This is a genomic window from Shewanella sp. KJ2020, from assembly GCF_024197625.1.
Classification (GTDB): Bacteria; Pseudomonadota; Gammaproteobacteria; order Enterobacterales; family Shewanellaceae; genus Shewanella.
The window spans coordinates 73,661-91,819 of sequence record NZ_JAKUKD010000032.1; the positions used below are offsets into that span (position 1 = coordinate 73,661).

At 45.6% G+C, this 18,159-nt stretch carries 19 protein-coding genes; 8 read left to right on the top strand and 11 right to left on the bottom strand.

The window, feature by feature from the left end:
• Positions 1-63: 63 nt before the first annotated feature.
• Both MJO46_RS18245 and MJO46_RS18250 read right to left on the bottom strand, forming a co-directional pair.
• A complete protein-coding gene (locus MJO46_RS18245; protein ID WP_253990547.1) occupies positions 64-891 on the bottom strand; it encodes a mechanosensitive ion channel family protein in 828 nt (275 codons plus the stop codon).
• A 33-nt stretch (positions 892-924) separates the two neighbouring features.
• Positions 925-1,512, bottom strand: coding sequence for an OmpA family protein (locus MJO46_RS18250; RefSeq protein WP_253990548.1), 588 nt, complete (start codon positions 1,510-1,512; stop codon positions 925-927).
• A 250-nt stretch (positions 1,513-1,762) separates the two neighbouring features.
• Between MJO46_RS18250 and ltaE the strand changes: the two genes are divergently transcribed.
• A complete protein-coding gene (gene ltaE, locus MJO46_RS18255; protein ID WP_253990747.1) occupies positions 1,763-2,776 on the top strand; it encodes a low-specificity L-threonine aldolase in 1,014 nt (337 codons plus the stop codon).
• Between the two features lie 168 nt (positions 2,777-2,944).
• The gene (locus MJO46_RS18260) at positions 2,945-4,414 is read left to right on the top strand and encodes an HDOD domain-containing protein (RefSeq protein ID WP_253990549.1); all 1,470 of its coding nucleotides are present in this window, start codon (positions 2,945-2,947) and stop codon (positions 4,412-4,414) included.
• Positions 4,415-4,429: 15 nt separating this feature from the next.
• Here the strand turns inward: MJO46_RS18260 and MJO46_RS18265 are convergent, their stop codons facing one another.
• The 6 genes from MJO46_RS18265 to MJO46_RS18290 form a co-directional block, all read right to left on the bottom strand.
• A complete protein-coding gene (locus MJO46_RS18265; RefSeq protein ID WP_253990550.1) occupies positions 4,430-4,963 on the bottom strand; it encodes a nuclear transport factor 2 family protein in 534 nt (177 codons plus the stop codon).
• A gap of 55 nt (positions 4,964-5,018) precedes the next feature.
• Positions 5,019-5,843: a zinc-dependent peptidase gene (locus tag MJO46_RS18270; RefSeq protein ID WP_253990551.1), complete on the bottom strand. Its 825-nt coding sequence runs from the start codon at positions 5,841-5,843 to the stop codon at positions 5,019-5,021.
• A 134-nt stretch (positions 5,844-5,977) separates the two neighbouring features.
• Complete coding sequence (locus MJO46_RS18275; protein ID WP_253990552.1) at positions 5,978-7,714, bottom strand: GGDEF domain-containing protein; 1,737 nt, start codon at positions 7,712-7,714, stop codon at positions 5,978-5,980.
• A complete protein-coding gene (locus MJO46_RS18280) occupies positions 7,711-9,108 on the bottom strand; it encodes an extracellular solute-binding protein (protein WP_253990748.1) in 1,398 nt (465 codons plus the stop codon). The genes MJO46_RS18275 and MJO46_RS18280 overlap by 4 nt, the downstream gene beginning before the upstream one ends.
• A gap of 235 nt (positions 9,109-9,343) precedes the next feature.
• Complete coding sequence (locus MJO46_RS18285) at positions 9,344-9,796, bottom strand: CopG family transcriptional regulator (RefSeq protein WP_253990553.1); 453 nt, start codon at positions 9,794-9,796, stop codon at positions 9,344-9,346.
• Positions 9,756-10,529 carry an AAA family ATPase gene (locus MJO46_RS18290; RefSeq protein WP_253990554.1) on the bottom strand — a complete coding sequence of 258 codons (774 nt, stop codon included), beginning with the start codon at positions 10,527-10,529 and terminating at the stop codon, positions 9,756-9,758. Before MJO46_RS18290 ends, MJO46_RS18285 begins: the two co-directional genes overlap by 41 nt.
• A gap of 529 nt (positions 10,530-11,058) precedes the next feature.
• Here MJO46_RS18290 and MJO46_RS18295 point away from each other — a divergent pair.
• The 5 genes from MJO46_RS18295 to MJO46_RS18315 all read left to right on the top strand — a co-directional run bounded on the left by MJO46_RS18295 (position 11,059) and on the right by MJO46_RS18315 (position 13,571).
• Positions 11,059-11,517 carry a GNAT family N-acetyltransferase gene (locus MJO46_RS18295; protein WP_253990555.1) on the top strand — a complete coding sequence of 153 codons (459 nt, stop codon included), beginning with the start codon at positions 11,059-11,061 and terminating at the stop codon, positions 11,515-11,517.
• A gap of 146 nt (positions 11,518-11,663) precedes the next feature.
• The gene (locus MJO46_RS18300) at positions 11,664-11,873 is read left to right on the top strand and encodes a DUF3820 family protein (RefSeq protein WP_253990556.1); all 210 of its coding nucleotides are present in this window, start codon (positions 11,664-11,666) and stop codon (positions 11,871-11,873) included.
• 126 nt (positions 11,874-11,999) lie between these two features.
• The gene (locus MJO46_RS18305; protein ID WP_198780598.1) at positions 12,000-12,302 is read left to right on the top strand and encodes an NrfJ; all 303 of its coding nucleotides are present in this window, start codon (positions 12,000-12,002) and stop codon (positions 12,300-12,302) included.
• Positions 12,303-12,465: 163 nt separating this feature from the next.
• Positions 12,466-12,975, top strand: coding sequence for a GNAT family N-acetyltransferase (locus MJO46_RS18310; RefSeq protein WP_253990557.1), 510 nt, complete (start codon positions 12,466-12,468; stop codon positions 12,973-12,975).
• A gap of 62 nt (positions 12,976-13,037) precedes the next feature.
• Positions 13,038-13,571 (top strand): GNAT family N-acetyltransferase, encoded by a 534-nt coding sequence (locus tag MJO46_RS18315; protein ID WP_253990558.1) that lies wholly within the window; start codon positions 13,038-13,040, stop codon positions 13,569-13,571.
• A 172-nt stretch (positions 13,572-13,743) separates the two neighbouring features.
• Here MJO46_RS18315 and MJO46_RS18320 read toward each other — a convergent pair whose 3' ends face one another.
• Positions 13,744-14,439: a pirin family protein gene (locus MJO46_RS18320; RefSeq protein ID WP_253990559.1), complete on the bottom strand. Its 696-nt coding sequence runs from the start codon at positions 14,437-14,439 to the stop codon at positions 13,744-13,746.
• A 10-nt stretch (positions 14,440-14,449) separates the two neighbouring features.
• Positions 14,450-14,893 (bottom strand): DoxX family protein, encoded by a 444-nt coding sequence (locus tag MJO46_RS18325; RefSeq protein WP_253990560.1) that lies wholly within the window; start codon positions 14,891-14,893, stop codon positions 14,450-14,452.
• Between the two features lie 187 nt (positions 14,894-15,080).
• On the opposite strand from MJO46_RS18325, the gene MJO46_RS18330 reads away from it, so the two are divergent.
• On the top strand, positions 15,081-15,974 hold the full coding sequence (locus tag MJO46_RS18330) for a LysR substrate-binding domain-containing protein (protein ID WP_253990561.1): 894 nt from the start codon (positions 15,081-15,083) through the stop codon (positions 15,972-15,974).
• Positions 15,975-16,042: 68 nt separating this feature from the next.
• On the opposite strand, the gene MJO46_RS18335 is transcribed toward MJO46_RS18330, so the two are convergent.
• Complete coding sequence (locus tag MJO46_RS18335) at positions 16,043-17,788, bottom strand: bifunctional UDP-sugar hydrolase/5'-nucleotidase (RefSeq protein WP_253990562.1); 1,746 nt, start codon at positions 17,786-17,788, stop codon at positions 16,043-16,045.
• Positions 17,789-18,159 lie beyond the last annotated feature (371 nt).

Below are 18,159 nucleotides of genomic sequence, written 5' to 3' on the forward strand. Positions count from 1 at the left end.
AAAATATCATTTAGAACCATAAAAAATGGCCAGTAAATACTGGCCATTTGCGTTAAGCGTACGTTATTTACTCTCTGGCAACTGCTTCACATGGATATCCATTTGTGGGAATGGAATTTCAATATTTGCAGCATCGAGTGCATTCTTGATTTGTTCAAGGATCTCAAAACGAGCCGTCCAGTAATCGGCGGTTTTTACCCAAGGGCGCACAACAAAATTGATGGATGAATTGGCTAATTCAGATAGGCCAACCGTGTACGATGGGTCTTTTAGTACATATTGGTTGTTATCTAAGATATCGGTCAGCACTTTTTTGGTTAATGCGATATCTGCAGAATAGGAAACACCAATCACTAGATCAATACGGCGATTTTCAGAGGCAGAGTAGTTAGTGATAGTCCCATTCATGATAGCAGAGTTGGGCGCAACTATGACCTTATTATCAGGTGTGCGCAGCTTAGTGGAGAAAATGGTAATTTCATCGACTGTCCCTGCAATGCCGGCAGCTTCAATGTAATCACCCACGCGACAAGGGCGGAATAATACCATTAACACACCAGAGGCGAAGTTAGACAGTGATCCTTGTAGCGCTAAACCTATGGCTAAACCCGCGGCACCGATAACGGCAACCAATGATGCGGTTTGTACCCCAATTTGCCCTAACGTCGCGATGACTGTGAATACAAACACCACAGCCCATGTTAGGTTAGAAACAAAGGATACGACTGTCGGATCGATTTTTCGGCTATTAAGTAATTTGCGCACTAACTTTTGTGCGACGCCGGAAAAGTATTTACCAACAAAGAAAATGATAATGGCAAATAAGATCTTTAAGCCATAGGTCATGACAAGATCCGGTGCCTGCTTTAATAAACCTTCTAGGTTTTCCATTGAATAACTCCCTAATATATACGCTAACAAAAATTACTTATCATTGACGATAAACTGTACTCGTCGATTTAATCTGCGCCCTTCGCTGGAACGATTATCAGCGACGGGTTCAGATATGCCTTTACCTATCACGGTAAATCGATTTGGATCGAAGCCATAATCTTCGACCAAAATACGTTTTACATTTTGAGCCCGCTGTAGCGACAATTGATAATTAAACTCGGGTGTTCCGACAATATCAGTGTGGCCCACTAAGGTTAATGTAGAGTCATTTGCTTCTAAAAATGCTTTAACTAAGGCTAAAGTTTTCCATTGGGATAAGTCAACCTCAGCAATAGCAAACTCAAAGTATACTATTGCCGTGGTGATATTATGACAATCAGTACTGGAATAAGTGCTTGGATTGTTGATATCACACTGAATGTTTTCTGTCTTAGTTTCTATTTCATAAAAACAGCCATTGGCCATGACTGAAGTATTCGCTGGGGTGTTTGGACAGGCATCTTTAATGTCCGGTACGCCATCTTGATCTGTATCCTGCCAAGCATACACTTGTGGAATTAGGCTCAAACCTAATATTAAAAACATAAGTTTAATGCATTGCGCTGGGGATATATTCACCACAAATCACCTTAAGTACGAAAAGTGTTAGTCAAAATCACTAAGAAATTTACATTTTTGCAGTACGGGATCCTTAGTGGCATATTCTATCGTTTTACGAACGTTACGCCAAGTTTAACGCAGAGATGGCGTATTGACTTTATCGGCAAACACCTTGGCAAACTATACAAAATTTCTCTTTGGCGCTAGAGTCGCTTTAGCACACAAGCCTAAGCCCTTAGGGGATCCCGTAGAAGAAGTCGAGGATAAGATGATAGATTTACGCAGTGATACTGTTACCCAGCCAACAGCAGCGATGCGATTAGCCATGTCCAGAGCCGAAGTGGGTGACGATGTGTATGGTGATGATCCTACCGTAAACAGTTTGCAGGAGATGGCCGCCGACATGTTTGGCTTTGAGAGTGCCCTGTTTACCGCCTCGGGGACTCAGGCTAATTTACTCGCCTTGATGGCGCATTGTGAGCGCGGTGATGAATATTTGTGTGGGCAACAGGCCCATAATTATAAGTTTGAGGGTGGCGGAGCTGCCGTTTTAGGGAGTATTCAGCCACAACCGTTGATGAATCAATTGGATGGCACTATCGCCTTGGCAGATATCGAGGCCGCGATAAAACCCGATGATATTCACTTCGCCCGCACACGTTTACTGAGCCTTGAAAATACAATCGGTGGCAAAGTGTTACCCCAAGCTTACCTTGCTGATGCCCAGGCTTTGGCTTTTCATCGGGGATTAAAAATTCATCTAGATGGTGCTAGGGTCGCAAATGCTGCCATTGCGCAAAATATCGCCATCAGTGATATCACTGCACATTTCGACTCAGTGTCTATTTGTCTGTCTAAGGGGCTCTGTGCACCTGTTGGCTCATTACTCCTAGGGGATGAGCGATTAATAAAAAAAGCCATTCGTTGGCGTAAAATGCTCGGTGGCGGCATGCGTCAAGCGGGGATCTTGGCCGCAGCAGGTAAATTGGCGTTGACTGAGCAGGTCGAAAGATTAGCTGAAGACCATGAAAATGCAGCGTATTTTGCACGGCAACTGGCCGAGTTCGACGAATTTGAAGTCGATTTAGCCACAGTACAGACCAATATGTTATTTGCCACCCTCGCTTCCCAAGTCGATGCCGAATCACTGGCAAAACGATGCCGTTCGGAAGGTATTCTCATTAGCCCGGGAAGAACGCTACGCCTAGTGACCCATAAGGATGTGAGCCGCCAAGATATTGATAAAGTGCTGCGGGTATTTAAACTCCATCTACAGGCTTGAGTATTAATAGCAAATACCCAAGCTTTGTCTTGGGTATTTGCATTGTGGTTACTACTCAGTTGAGCATTATTTAAGCTTGCGATGGGAATTAAGATGCGAACCTAGGCGAATTTTTTATGCCTATCTATACTAAAAACAATAATATCAATTCATTGAGGCACATCTAGGTTGAAACCTAATAACAATACTAATAAAGGGGTCGATTACTGGACAAATCGGATCAGTGAGTTAGAAATGCCTGCACTGTGTTCGACGGTAAAATCGTTAGAGAAACTGGCCAAGGATGATGTCTCCTCTCTCGCCCTGCTTGGGCGTAGCGTGATGCATGATAACGCTTTAACATCCCGCATTTTACGCGTTGCAAACAGTGCTATCTACCATAAAGGCAGCACACAAATCTCCACAGTGAGCCGAGCCGCCATAGTGCTAGGGTTTGATGCGGTGCGAAATATTTGTATTACCGCCAAGCTGCTCTCCAGCCTGTTAGAGAGTAAGAATCTCGCTCCCTCAGTGTACCAAAGATTAATTAAGCTGATGGCAAAGGCATTCCAAGCGGCCATGTTAGCTAGGATGATGCTGAGTGATTATGATGAAGAAATGCAGGAAGAGGCCTTTATTGCTTCTTTGCTTTACCACATAGGTGAAAGCGCATTTTGGAGTATTGGTGGTGAATTTACTGAAGAATTAGATCAAAAATTGAAAGAGTGTGAAACGCCAGCCGAAGAACGAAGCATGATCCGTGAAAACCTTGGCACTTCTTTTTCACTATTAACCCAGAGTATTGCTCGCCATTGGGGGCTTGGGGATTTATTGATCCAAGCGGTTAATTATCCCGATGATCGACGCCCTGAGATCCGCTCTATATTTCTAGCGGATAAGCTTTGCGATCTTTTATCCCAACCGGTTATTGATAATGTTGAACTTGAAAAGCGCATAACCCAAGCGGTTAATTTTACTGGATTAGAAGAAGGGGAATTTAAGAACCGTATGCAGCGCTGCGCTAATGCTACCCACAAGTTGGCGGAGGTCTATGGCGCTAAGGTGTTGCTGGAATATTTGCCCGATCCTAAACGTATTCTCAAAGCGGAACCTGAGCCAATCCCATTGGAAATACCTGTTTATCAAGCTAATTTAAGTATTCAACTCGCAAAATTGCGGGAGTTAACGGGGTATGCCATCAATAAGGCCGATTTTAACTTAATAATGCAGACTGTCCTCGAGGGCATTTTAGAAGGCGTTGGAGTTGACCGTTGTGGTGTGTTGTTATTATCCCCGAGTCGTAAACAGCTCCAGCCCCGGGTGATGTTAGGCTCGGATGCCGAGGAGATGAAGCGGGAATTCATTATTGATTTAAGTGATAAAAAAGGGCTTTTCCGCCAGGCAATGGAGCATAAAGAGCCCCTTTGGGTTGATGATCCCACCTCGAAAAAATGGCGGGAACAATGCCAAGAATTACTCTCTTTGCATATCTCTCAAGGGGGATTTCTGCTGGCACCACTGTTAGTCGATAATAAAGTTATTGGCTTTTATTACGCCGATAGGGGGCCTTCGGAAAGAGGTTTTGAAGAGGCGGATTTTCAAAGTTTTATCCACTTTTCCCAATTGGCGAATGTGTGTTTTACTGTGTCATTAAAGTAATACCCTACAGGCGATTTATGGTTTAGGGGCATTTTTAATCTCTGTAGTGATCTGTTTAGCCAGCGCGTTAGGAATAGGGAAACTTAAATGGTATTGGGCAATTTTCCATTCACCATCGGTCTTAATTAAGGTGCCAGTTCCTCGGCTGATGCCGTAGGCTGGGCTATTGAGCAGTTCATCGAAAAGGATAATATTGCCGTGTTGGATCAAATGCCGCTCGACTAAATCGTAGCGCCAACCGTTAGTTGGCCGAGAGTAACCTTCAAATTCCACCATCCCCCAACGCTCACTCGCATCGGTACCAATAAAAATGCCATCCTGCCGATACAGGGCAAAATACTTATCCCAATCAGCGCTGCTGGAGTATTGATTCAATTTATCAAGAACGTGGGCCGCAGCTTGTTCATCGGTTGTTTGCACTCGCATGGTTGGAGGTTCGCTGGCATTTGCATTTTGTGCACTGAATATCAGGGCCGCTATCGCAAATAATGTGGCACTGAGCCAAGTGATGGATAGTACTTGGCGTTTGGTGCTTGTCATCGTTGGCATAGGGTATTCCTTGTTTTATCTCTGCTGGTGGTGAGTTGATTGCGTGTTGTTCGCATTAGTGCCAGTTTATCGGATCGAGTTGATAGAAGCGGCTTAATTCTCGATAAAGCGCCGGATGTTGCTGGTTTAGTGCCTCTGGTTTTTCAAAAAAGACTTCGGTCACGACGGCAAAAAATTCGGCAGGATTGGTTGCGCCGTAGTAGCTAAAGAGTGAAGGTGAGCCGAGTGATGCCGCTGCTTCTAACTCGGCAAAGGCGTCGCTGAGCACGCTTGACCAAGAGCGATAATCCTCCCTGTGCTGCAAAGTAGGCGCGCCATTGGCATGTCCATTCTCTTGATCTAATTGGTGGGCAAATTCGTGGATCACCACATTGTTACCATCGTGGGGATCGGCGGCGCCTTCTAAGGTGTTCTTCCATGAGAGAATGACTTTTCCCTGTTCCCAGGATTCTCCCGCGAGTACATTGCGGTGCTCCCAAACGACGCCTGAGGCATCTTGGCTTTGATTATTCACAATAAAAGCGTCCGGATAAACCAAAATTTGCCTCAATTTAGGGTAAAAATCTGTCTCTCTATTCAATAACAACAGGCAGGCTTGGGCCGCAATAGTGATTCTAATTTCATCACTAATGGTTAAACCATTGCATCCAACAAAATCTTTTTCATCGATGAAGACTTGAATATGCTGTTTAAGTTGAAGCTGAAGATCCGTAGGCAAGGCATGGAAATAGGGTAGTCTCTGTTTAAGGATAGATCGCCACGCTTTAGGGAAAGGTCTTGCCTTGATGCGGCGTCGGTGCAAGGTTTTACGCCAACGGCTCGAACTTAACCAAGCGATCGCGCCTATGCCTAGGGTCAATGTGAGTAAGATGGCCAGCATAGGGCTCCTTCGCACTATGTGTGTTCGATATATTAGCTAATGGGGATGCAATCGTTGGAAGTCAATCCTTGGGCTAAAAGAAAGCCATTTATCCTGTTGTTAGGCTTTAATTATCCGGAATTAGGCGTTCATTTTCAGGAGTAGTGGGCGGGAACATTCATCAGGGCTTCTGTACGGTTACGTCCGGTTAATTTGGCATGATAGAGAGCTTCATCTGCTTGGTTGATCAGAGCGTTGGCATCGAGTAGCTGCGGCTCTTGCCAACAGGCAATGCCCGCACTGATAGTGACTATGCCTGAATGGGGAGAATCTTCGTGGGGGATTTCAAGTGAGATGATTTTTTCCCGCAAGCGTTCCGCAATTTTGTAGGCATCTTCAAGGTAGCTTGAGGGCAATAAAAGCATAAATTCTTCGCCCCCATATCGGGCGAGTACATCTGTGGGGCGCTGGAGTATCGATTTAGCGGCATTGACGATTTGCTTTAGGCACTGATCGCCGACTACATGGCCGTACCTATCATTAAATTGCTTAAAGTTATCAATATCAAACATCACAATTCCGAGTGGCATATGATGTTCCTGCGCATAAATGAGTTCCCTTTGAATTTGGGCATCTAAATAGCGGCGGTTATAACAACCCGTTAAACCATCGGTCTCGGACATGGCTTTGACTTGGGCGGCGTAGGTTTTTAGTGTTTCAAGTGAACTCACCATTTGCTGGAGTTCAAGGTTATCCGTTACCGGCATTTGAGTATCGAGTTTTTCGTTGGCAATAGCATTCATAGCATCGCGGGTTGCGATGACAGGTTTGATGATGCCTTTGGCGATGAAATGCCAGCTCGTGAGCCAGATAAAAAAGCAATATAAGGCCCCGCCGCAAAAGATCAGTGCCACAAATGCAGTACTGTCGTTTTTCAGTTCCACCCCGGCTAATTTAATTTCACCTTCGACGTGACTCACCAGATCTTGGGTAAAGGTTGCCACAACTTGAGCCGCATCGGCTTGGTAGGATAAGTGAGCATTAGCGATTTGAGTGCTTTTTAATGCGCTGCGGGACAGTTGGAAGAGATTGTCATCTCCCACCATATTTTGCTTAATTTGCGATAACCAATCGAGGTAGATGGCTTGATTTTGGGCGAATGAGATGGCGATCTCTTCCATCTTGATTAGTAGGCGCATGGCATCGCGCTGAAGTTGATTTAACTCTGTGATACTGCTGGCATTTTTTACTTGAAAAAGTAGGGCGAAAAGATGTTCCCCCCACTGCAGATATTTTGATAATTTTTGATTTTCTTGAATATTAATCGAGATAGCGTCGAGTTTTTTTTGTGCGATCAGCGGGACGTAATGGCTATTGATTTGCTGGAGTTGAATTTGCATTTCATCGGTAAAGGCCGATGCCATTCCGGTCAAATTGGCTTGAATATTCTCGGCTTGCAATTTGGCTTGTAGCGCACTGTCGGTCAGATCATTTAGTAGTGATAGCTGTTGTAGTGAATACAACTGGGTATCGAGAGTGTGATTGAGTGCATTTTGCATTTTGTTGGAGGTTTCAAGATTGGCCAGTGTACGTGAATCATGGATCAGTAATTCCCACTGGGTAATCAGTTCTTTTAACAGTGCGAGTCGCTGCTGCTCCGTATCATAGTGATTGAGCCGGGTGGTGATAATTTGCAGTTTTTCACTGTTTTTGGCTAGTTGCAGTGCCGTGGTCACTTTTACGACATCTTTACTGACCAAATGCTCTATTTCCGATCTCAATTGTTGTGACAAAAGTATGGCGATGATGCCATTAAACAACGCCATGCCGAGGATGATGTAGAAGGCAAGGGTAATTTTGTGCTTGAGGCTAGTTAATCGTTTAGCTTTCATTTGGCATTATTCTTATCAATTGCCGGTACTTCCCCATAGGTATTTTGCAGATTTTTGATCCTAGTGCTTAATTCGATAAAAATATTGGTGCTATCGGTTTGTTTTTGGCTCGCTGCATAGCAAGCATGACTCAGCTCTGGATAGATTTGCCCCATAGCGGTTGAGGTAAAGTGCCCGAATTCTAAAACCTTAGTTGACCAAAATAAGTTAGCCGCATGGCTCACTTGAAAGGCGCCGGCCACTTCCCTCAGGGAATCCTGTTTAAACTCAGCGGCTGTGACTACGTCCATCCGGCAGGGATTTCCCCCGCCAAGTGCATAGGCGCGTTGTGCAGCAAAAGTCCCCATGTACTTGAGTAACCAATAAGCTGCCTGAGGGTTTTTACTATCGTAACTGACTGCAAAGGCATAGGCACCATTGTATGGGTGGCCCCCTGGGACCTGCGCGACGCCAAGGCGAGCACCGGGAATATTTTTCTCAACCTGAAACGAGGCCGACCAAAGATTATTATAGGCAAATGGCCATATGGCGACTCTGCCAGTGGCTAAGGCGTTCGCGGCCTCATTGAAGGCAAATTGATCATCGGCGGGAAATGCATAGGGCATCAGTTGGCGGTAAATGTCGGTGGCTTTTATCGCTTCATGGTTAATTGTGGGGACTTCAAAATGGCTCAGCTGCTTTTGCTGATTGTATTTAGGCCACAACCAAGCGCCACCTAAGCTCCAGATAATACTAGAAAATTCATCATTGATATGGGGTTTATTCCCCGACATCAGCGCTAAACCATAAAAGTCCTGCGTTAATACTTTATCGGCAAGTTGCTCGCCTGCTTTTCGAGTAAAGAACTCCGCTTGATCCTGCAGTTCTTTAACATTTTTGGCGGGGGCGAGCGGGTAACCAAAACGCTGTTTAAAGTGATTCTGTTCGGTTTTATTTTCAAACAGATCGGCGCGGTAATGGCTGCCCATCACATAGTTATTGTAGGGAATAGAGTGGATTTCACCGTGATATGACAGGATATTGAGCAGGGAAGGATAGTAAGGTTCAAGGTAGCTTTCCATCGCTTTCTCCCCATCGGGATCATAGAGTTTGGCAAGCTCAACGAGGGGAACAGTATAGCCATTGGCGGCCCACTCTTTTGCCCATCCGGCCTCCATGCTGAGCAGATCATAGCGACCTTCACCAATTTGCAATGCTTGGGTTTGCAGGTCAAACATAGTGCCAAGATCAGTGCTAACGACTTTGACTTTTACGCCCGTTTTTTCGGTAAATTTGGGGAGCATTTCCCGAGTGAGGTAATCCGTCCAAAATCCTTTTTCGGCCACTAAGGTAATAGGGGTTTGGTTACTGAGGGGGGGGATCTGTGCTAATGAAAACTCCGCCTGGGTGGGCATCGCTAGCGTTAATCCAAACCCAATTAACAGGATGTGAATGCTTTTTAACAAAAATCCCACCTTTAAGATTAAGTGTTAACATGCCAATAAATAGCACTAATTCATTTGCTTGTATATTAAGGATAGGCTTGATAAACAATTATCACTTAATTTTTTAGGGTGTTTTTAAGCAAAAAAAAAACCGGCAAACCTAAACATTCTAGGTCACCGGAAAAGGGTGGGAGATTGCGCGGTACTAAGATTTTTTAATCTGCTGCTCGCGCATCTGCCTTAAAGCGTTTGGCAAAGCATAATGCTGCTCAATTAAAAATCGAATTAACTTGGACTTTGATGTTTCACTTTCTGCAGAAAGCTTGGTTAAGTGTGTAATGGCTGCCTCACTCAAGGAGAATGTTGCCTTGCGATAGTGGGGGCGGTCGTGTGGTTTTTGATCTGCTGCCGTTTCTGGCTGTAATTGCGCCGATGGGATAGTTTGCCGATGTAAACTCACCACGTTGGATGAGTCCAATGTGGCTTTAAGTTGAGCTTCATTGATGACATCAGCGCAGCTCTTTAATGGCAGCACTTCCGAATGAAGGTTTTCCCCCATGGCATAGCGCGTTGCAGCATCGATAAATTCATCTAAAGAGACGGGCTGTGCTGAGCCCCTAGATGGCATAGCGTTTTTCTTGAGATCGCTGAGTCCCATATTGTCCTCTCAGATGATGTTGATCCACTTGGGCGCGGTGGGCCTCTATTGGTGTACTTGGGCGCAGTAGTGCAATTAAGGAGGCTGCACTGTCAACCTGGAAGAGTTCGCAGGCAATAGTGCGGATCTCTGCGGCGGCCTTTCCCTTAGGTTCGATTTCTACCACAGATAATCCCGACTCTTCACTGTCATCGTAGATATTACGGCTGTAGGTAATAGCATCGAGCACATTGATATCGTAGGTCTTGCAGACTTCTTTGGCCTCTAAGATTCGGTTTGCTTGATTAGGTAAATTGGGGCATTGGGTGATCACAAATGATGCGCGCAACTTAGGGTTAATCATCCGACAGGTGGCGACTATGTCATCCATGTGGCTGACGGTTTTTAGATCTCGGCGTTTCGGCCTAAGGGGCATTAAAATGTGGGATGCCACCGACATAGTGGCCCGCAGTGCGAGGTTATCTTGGCCACCGCAGTCGACTAAGACAAAATCATAGTGTTGTTCTAGGCTGAGGAGATCGTTACGAATTTTGCCATACAGCTGTACACAGTTAATGGTGGAAAGCTTAGGATTGTTGTTCCTTGCATGGATCCAGTCGGATGTGGTTCGCTGGGGATCGCAATCCACCATAATGACAGAGGCTCCACATTCAGTGGTTAGAAATACTGCGATGTTTTGCGCGAGGCAACTTTTACCGCTGCCGCCTTTTTCGCCGCCGATTAACACTATCATGACGTATTCCTCAATACTTGGGATGACACTTGGCAGGTCGTTAATAGGTTTTAAGTCGTTACCGCACCTTGTTCTCTGAAATGAATGTAAACCTTGTGTTAACGATGGTCAATTATCTGATTTTTGACGGTTTTTTATAAAATGTCACCGGAGTTTAATTTGTCATTATCCCGTCGGATGCCGTTTATTTGACTATGAGTTCATTTGTTGGGGAGTTGTGTTTTGTAGTTATTAAGTTGTTGATTTTGCGTTTTTTAGTGATATTACTAATCAGTGCCGATGTGCCAGCAGGCTTACTATCCTTTCTGCTCTGTTAACGCTTGCGCTTTTCTTATGCTTTTTTTGTTTGAAATAAATTTTATATATTGCAAAAAATTATTAGTTATAGATGGGAGCATCGATTTTTTCAGTCGAAAGTTGTCTTGTTGCTCTGTGGGCCTGTCATCAAATTGCCAAATAATACCGCTATGATTTCCCTACTATGCCGTCTAATCACCTTGATTTTTTACATTAGTGAAGGGATGCAAAAATGGATATTAAAACTATTATGCCAATTGAATTTGAAATAGCTGAAACCGCGCCATTGTTCCATGAGTTACTCAATTTACGTGGAGCTGCGGGGCATCCTGCCATTGGGGTTGAACAGGCGGATCAACGGCAGACTCAGGCGCTATATTGGGTGACGGTTAGACTTAAAGATAAGACTGAAAAGACGCGCGCCAATGTGGTAGCAACAGCCTGTGTGTATGGCGACAGACCAAGGCATTTAGCGATTGAAGATTTTATTGTGCTTCCTGAATACCAACATTATGGGCTTGCTAAGATCATTTTAGAGCGTGTTATGGCCTTTGTTGATGAACGGGTTAATGCTGGCACTTGTGTCAGTATTAATGCCTATGGTGAAGATGAACGTCTGTGCACTGAGCATGGTTTTGTTCATTCTCATTGTGCCAATCTGGGGCCGAATTTGTTGAAAGTTTATTCTTAAATGTGGCCGACACTCAGTCATTGATGCGCCTTGAATTGATGCAGCCTAGGCGCTCTGAAACTCGTATCTTCAGGTCGCTTGGGTATATTCCCCTTCTGCTGTAGCATGCTTTAGCAAAATATAGGCTATTCCCCAAGGATATCGAGATGGATCAGCAACAGCTTATCGATGCTGTTAATCAAATTATGCCCTTCGGTAAATATACCGGACGAAAATTACTTGAGTTGCCAGAGCCTTATCTAGTCTGGTTCCATAAGCAGGGTTTTCCACAGGGAAAGTTGGGTGAGCAGCTAGCCCTAATATATGAAATCAAGCTCAATGGCTTAGAGGGCATGTTGAAACCTCTATTGAAATGAGTTCCCCTAGGGCGAAGAAAAATCACACTTTTGCGATAGGTGTTGTATTTCGTGATAGAGATTAGCGATTTATTGCTTTTAGCATGCTTTAATGGGGCATATTAGCAAAACAAAAGGAACACAGGCATGATGGCAAAATGGGTAAAATTAGCGGCAGTAGCAACCTTAGCCTTAGGCATATCAAGTGCTTGGGCGCAAGGCGTGACTCATGAAGGTACTGTTGTAGATACTATGAATGGTGGCGGTTACACCTATGTACAGATTAAAGAAGCTGACACTACGTTTTGGGCCGCAGGTCCTCAAACTGAAGTGAGCAAGGGTGACAAAGTGGCCGTGGTTGAGCAAATGTGGATGAATGAATTCACTAGCAAGACCTTAAATCGCACCTTTGATAAGTTGCTTTTTGTTGGCCAAATCGAAAAGAAATAATCGATTAACCACAGTGATTAGTACAAGCTAGTCAGCCCATCGGCCTCGAATCTTTCGGGGCCGACTTGTTTTTGAATGAGTTGTTTTTGAATTTGTAATTCTCTACCACCTTGGGTAGAAACGCGGCAGAATAGCCCCATTGCGTTTAAGGACTGGACTGACAGTGACTCCCCCTAACACTATTGAGATAGTGCCCTATCAATCTAAGTATGCCCGCCAAGTGAGCGAACTATTCCACTTTTGTGTGCACAATATAAAGCATGAGCGTTATCCACCGGTTCTCCTGAATGCTTGGTCCCAGGCGCCGAGATCCGCTAAGCATTGGCATTTGCGCCTAAGCCGTTCCCAAGCTTGGATTATTTTGGTGACAGATGCGGCAAGCTTCACTAAGATTTGTGTGGGATTTATCAATGTCGAAACCGATTTTCACCACAGGGGCGATATAGATAGCCTGTATATTCACCCAGATTGGCAGCGCCAAGGGTTAGGTGAGCTGGCCTATCGCCACTTAGAGTCCTGGGCTAGGTTGCAGGGATATTCGAGCTTGAGCGTAGATGCCTCTTATTTATCTAAGGGGTTGTTTACCAAGATGGGATTTACCCAAGTACAGCGAAGTTATCAACAAAAGCTGGGGCAAGTGTTGCCGAGCTTTTATATGATCAAAAAATGGTAATTGAACGGACTTATTTTGCCGTTATTGTCAACTGACATGCTTTAACCCATAGGAGTGACAGGATGCAGATACGCTTATTCTCCCCTAAGGATGTGGCGCAGGTTGCGACAGTATTTGATGCCAGTGTGATGGAAGGGGCACAGGAATATTATTCGCTAACCGAACGTTTGGCGTGGGCGCAGCATCAAGGCGAGGCACGCAGCGGATCCTATTGGCTAACCAAACTCGAAGGCACAACCACTTGGGTTGCTGAAGAGGGAGGGAAATTAGTTGGGTTTATTAACTTAAAGCCCTGTCCCGATACTGAAATTGACTCATTGGTTGCTGAGGTCGATTGCCTATTTGTACACCCTGATTACAGCCGAGCAGGGGTTGCGACGCTCTTATATTTGGCATTATTGGAAGAATCGAAAAAGCGTGGCTTTAAAAGGTTAACGGTTGAGGCTTCTTATCAAGCGCGGCCTTTCTTTGAGAAACACGGGTTTAACTGTATTCGCCGTAATGAACTGCGCAGATTCTTAACGCCTGAAGATAAATTACAGGATAAAGCACAGATATTAGTCAATTTTAGCCTGATGTTGTCACTATCCAATTAGGCCTTTGCTTGAACCCTCAACACCAACTGAATATAACAAAAAAACCGCCTTAGACCTGCTAGGCGGTTTCTTAGTAACGGTTTTCGACGCACTGCTTTGAATCACTCTTTTTACGCTTTTGAATTAAGGCTTGGTTGTCGCAGTGGGGCTTACTGTATCTTGAATCAAATCATCAAGCTAAATCAAATACTAACGCGGTCACTGCACCTTGTGTCGCTATAAATGTAATTGAATCTAGCCCCGTTAAATGGGCGCCATCCCCGGGAAGCATTTCACTACCATTGACGCTCAACTGACCCTCGATTAATTGCACATACACATTGCGGTTTTTCTCAAGGTGCTCCAGCGTCGCTTGTTCGGCTGGGGCGAGTTTTAGTCGATATAAGGTCGCATCCTGCTGTACCTTCAAGGTGCCATTTTCCCCCTGTGGTGTCACGACAGGGGTCAGTGCCGATGTTTGCTCAAAGGCTTTTTGTTGATAACCCGCATCGATCCCTAGGGTGTCTGGGCGGATCCAAATCTGTAAAAAATGCAGCGGCTCAGTGTTTGAGGCATTAAACTCGCTGTGATAAATACCTTTACCCGCCGACATCAACTGAAACTCCCCTGCAGGTAAGGTTTTGATATTTCCGAAACTATCTTTGTGGGCGATAGTGCCTGAAATCACATAACTGATGATCTCCATGTCTTTATGCCCATGGGTATCAAAACCTGCCCCGGGTGCCACTCTGTCATCATTGATCACCCTAAGGGATGAGATCCCCATATGCTCAGGATCATAGTAGCTAGCAAAAGAGAAGCTATGTTGACTCCTTAGCCAGCCTAAGTCAGCTTGACCACGGTCCTGCGCTTTTCTGATTGTGATCATCTTCTTCTCCTTATTTGATACGGCTAGCGAATAGGTTATCTAGTGCGAATTTGCCGGCGCCAGAAAACGTGAGTGATACCGTTGCCGCTAACAGAGCTAACCCAAATTCATAGCCATTATTGGTAAGGAACAAGCCATTACCTATATGGACCGAGAAAATTGCCACTAGCATAGTGAAGGACAACACTAGGGCGGTTGGGCGGGTCAGCAGGCCCAGCAACAGGAATAGGCCGCCGAAGAATTCGCTTGAACCCGCCATCAGCGCCATTAAGTAGCCAGGCGTTAGCCCAATGGATGCCATCCATTGTCCTGTGCCTTCTAAGCCGTAACCACCAAACCAGCCAAACAGTTTTTGAGAACCATGGGCTAACAAGATGATGCCAATAGGAATGCGCAGTGCCAGTGGGGCCAAGCTTGGGGTTGATGTCAGTGTTTTAGTGATAAGTGCTTTCATGGGATATTCCTTATTTCAAATTATTTAACGAATGTTTAATGCGTATTTTAACTAAGTTGTTTAATCCAGTTTTCTTTGCAATTTCAGGAGAACTGCTCCATTACTAAGCAGTGTAGACTTGACCTTTGATAAAGAAAATCGGAACATTTTCAATATCTATTTCAAATAATTTGAATGTGAGTTTTTTATGTTACCTATAATGAGTTTAGATGGTTTAATTGTGCTTGATGCTATTGATAAGAAAGGGAGTTTTTCGGCAGCAGCCGAATCGTTATTTCGGGTGCCATCGGCGCTGACCTATACAGTGCAGAAACTCGAAAGCGATTTGGGGGTAAAATTATTTGAACGTAAGGGGCAAAGGGCGGAGTTGACTCTAGTCGGTCAGTTGGTTTTGCGCCAAGGGCGGGAGATCCTTGCCGCTACATCGAGGCTTGAAGAAGCGGTGCGCCAGCTTGAAACTGGCTGGGAGTCCTCGTTAACCTTAGCCATAGATACTGTAGTGCCGGATCTGCCCCTGTTACAACTGGTCGGTGAATTTACCGAGTTAGGTAAGCAAGTCACCATCAACCTCAGCGAAGAATCATTAGGTGGCGGCTGGGACGCGCTCTATTCGGGTCGAGCTGACATTGCTATTGGGGTGACGGGAGAGTTACCCAAGGGGCAATACCATTTAGTGGAAATTGGTCAGTTGGAGTTTGTATTTGCACTTAATCCATCCCATCCACTGGCGCAATATGGGCAGCCCATCCCAACCGAGGCCCTATTGCAGTTTCCATCCATTGTGGTAGCGGACAGTTCGACGGCTTTAGCGCAACGCTCGAGCGGATTATTTGATAGTCGTCAGGTCATTCGGGTGCCCAATATGCAGACCAAGATTAAAGCGCAGCAGTTAGGCTTAGGTGTTGGCTATATTCCAAAACACTTGATCTTAGATACGTTGGCATCGGGGGCATTAGTTGCCTGTGAAGTCGAGATCCCTAGACCCGCACAGGCGGTATTTTTAGCCTGGCGCAAGGGAAGCCAAGGTAAGGCGCTGACCTGGTTTGCCGAGCGTTTACCCCATTGTGATTGGTTATTTTAGTTATCTGCTTATAATCCTAAGCTAAGCCCTGAATATCAGGGCTTGCTCAACTCATTTCGCGGAAAAGTTTAGCCGGAACGCTTTAAATGGCTAGTGTAATGCACATGGGGGGATAAGAAATCCGCGAGATTAGGGGCCCGATTTAAGAAGCGAATAAATGCCTGTGGAAGGGTGAGTGACTCTATCGACTCCTGCCAACGTGCCTGCAATAGCGGGTGATAACCTTCTTTGCCTGCGGCGGTATAAGAGGTTGATACACCAACGTATAAAGATTCTGGCTCGACGGGATACCACAGTGACGGCCCATCTTGTTGCATCATTTCCAATTTAAAAAGACGTTCACCTAGGGGACGCCTGCCATCGTAGTAATAGCGTAAACCGTAGGTGTAGGGGAAACTGCCAGCCCCCGTGCCCCGTACACTATTGTTAGTGGCGGCATTAATGGCCGACTCCAGTGCTTGGTAGAGGAATTGGCCTTGGATTTCATATTTAACCAGCGGTAATTCGAAGGGCAGTAATTGTCCCATCACATCCGCCAGCGTCAACTGGCCTTGGGCAACCGACTGGCGTACTCCGCCCGCATTATGCAGGGCAAAGTGAACCCGAGGATCTTCAATCTTGGCCTCTTGAAACATGCTGCGACTCACCCAAGGCGCGATTTCACTGCCGTGGGGCAAAGCCTTGGACGGCAGGCGCGTATGCACCAGATTTTTAGGTACTAGGGCTAAGACTTTGTTTTCCATCTCGGCGATGGCGGGTTTGTAGATATCCCGAATAATACCCGCGATATCGGTATCGGTATCGTCCCAAAAAATATTCGGATGTTGGCTGAGCTGTTGGCGCACAGCTTGATAATCTTGGTCATCGACGGCGGTATTGGCACTTAAGATAAAATGCTGATCTAGCATGAAGTGGTTACCACCGCTCAGGTTTATCGCCCGTCCTTCGGCATCAAACTCTATCTCGGCTAAGCCAACGACTTCGGCATATTTACCCGCGTGGACTATCGGCGTGCCGTTAATGACTTCACCATAGGGCAGGTTACTTAAACCTAGGGCGCGAAAATCCCCCTGTAGGGTATGGGTGTGTCCACCGACAATCAGGCTGATCCCCGAGACTTGTTCGGCGAGGCGTTTATCCTGATCTAAGCCTAAGTGGCTGAGCACTATGATGTGCTTAATCCCTTCGGCATGCAGATGTGCCACAGTTCGCGCCGTTGTACTGATGGCATCGACAAAATGAGTATCGGGATCGGGGCGAGCAATCTCTTTCATCTGATCTAGCGTAATGCCAATTATCGCTATCTTTGTATCGTAGAAGGGTTTGAGGAGATAAGTCGCTAATTGTGACTTTTCATCAAAGGCCAAAATATTGGGAACCGTGCGCAGACAGCCGAGTTTATTCACATCCTCTTGGCTTAAATCCATGTTACCAGCCAGCAAGGGAAAATCGATTTGTCTGGCAAAGTCGGCGAGGCGGGCATTGCCCTCATCGATATCATGGTTGCCTATCACCATGGCATCGGGGGCGAGCAAATTCAGCAGGTGAGCGTTAGCTTTACCTTTAAAATGGCTGAAATAGAGCGTGCCTTGGAAACTGTCGCCGCCGTGGAGGAATAAAAAAGGGATATTGCGCTGCGTTGCATGTTCACGGGCCTTGGCGATGTGATACCCAAGACGGGCATAACCACCGCTGTGGCTGGTGACATCTAGGGTTTTATGACCCACATTGAGGGGGAATTGTACGCGGCTCGGTTCAAAATTCGAATGTGTATCGTTGATATGCGCGAGTGAAAGTCTGTAGCCCTGTGTCATAACGTATCTCTATACCCAAACAACCTGAAGATGCAGGATTCAGCGGGATTTTAACTCACTTTAGGCAAGGCGGTTATTTGCAGACCTAGCGGGCTAAGTTAAAAATAACCAACGCAGTATAAAGTGCGTTACCCCGTGGTTAACATCAGCCGCCGGGACGGAGCGCCTAGAGCACTCCACTTCCGTGTTGCATCAATTCAAAAGGTGGCCGACATTCTTTCATTGATGCGCCTTGAATTGAAGCACCCTAGGCGCTCTGAAACTCGTATCTTCAGGTCGTTTGGGTATATACGGCGGGAGATTATAACCTTCTCCTTTAAAACAAGAAAGGGAGCTTAGCTCCCTTTACTTTAACAACCACTAAATCACCT